The following is a 934-nucleotide window of genomic DNA, read 5'->3' on the forward strand; positions in this document are numbered from 1 at the left end:
CTCAAATACTTCGTGTATACAATACTTATCGGCATAATCTGCTTGTGTGTTGTTCCAGTCAGTCAATAGCTGCCTACGCTCTAGTCCTGAGAGCAGTTTTAGCTGACTTATTCTTTGGTTAGGTGTACTAAGTATGCTATCAATCAATACCAACAAGTTATCTATCAGGCGATTCGCTGTTTCTGCCAAGAAGAGATCTGTACTGTAGCTCAGTCTCAGTAACATCCCCTCTTCATTTTCTAGAACATTGAGATGTATGTCGTACTTACTGCTTTCTTGAAATTCATCTATCCCTTCTAGGGAAAGTTCTGATAAAGATAATGATTGTTGTTCATTATTTTGCACATCAATCTTAATTTGATAACCTGGATTAAATCCTGTATTTCTTTCCGGGTTTATTACATCAACAATGTTTTCGAATGGAATATGATGATAAGAATATGCATCTAGCACCATTTTTTTATTAGAGTTTAGTAGGCTAATAAATTCTGGATCACCCGAAAGGTCTGTACGTAAAATTAAGTCATTAACAAAAAAACCAATTAGAGACTCAACACTTCGATGTAAACGGCCTGCAGTTGCTGTTCCGATGACTATATCATTGTCGCCGGAATAGCGACTTAACAATATAGAGAATACCGTCTGCATGAACATAAAGAGGGTCACATTATGTTCGCCACACAGTCTTCTTATTTGATCAAAGGTCGATAAGCTAATACGTCGTTGAACTACCTTTCCAATAAATCGTTGTTTTTTAGGTCGAATTTTGTCAAGTTTGAGATTATGTAGTTCCGGTAGATGTTTTAGCTGTTTCTTCCAGTAGCGGATTCCCTTTTCTAATTCTCCACTACTGAGCCACTCGCGCTGCCAAACCGCATAGTCCGCATACTGTACCGATAGTGGCCCCAGCGGATTCTCACGCCCTTCATTAAAG

Annotated in this window: 1 protein-coding gene; it reads right to left on the minus strand. The window is 38.5% G+C overall.

What is annotated here, in order from left to right; all coding sequences use genetic code 11:
- Positions 1 to 934: condensation domain-containing protein (locus tag ACCI49_RS24820; protein ID WP_371841941.1), on the minus strand; the 934-nt coding region annotated here is incomplete at both ends.

Source organism: Microbulbifer epialgicus, assembly GCF_041447265.1.
In the GTDB taxonomy this organism is placed as follows: Bacteria; Pseudomonadota; Gammaproteobacteria; order Pseudomonadales; family Cellvibrionaceae; genus Microbulbifer; species Microbulbifer epialgicus.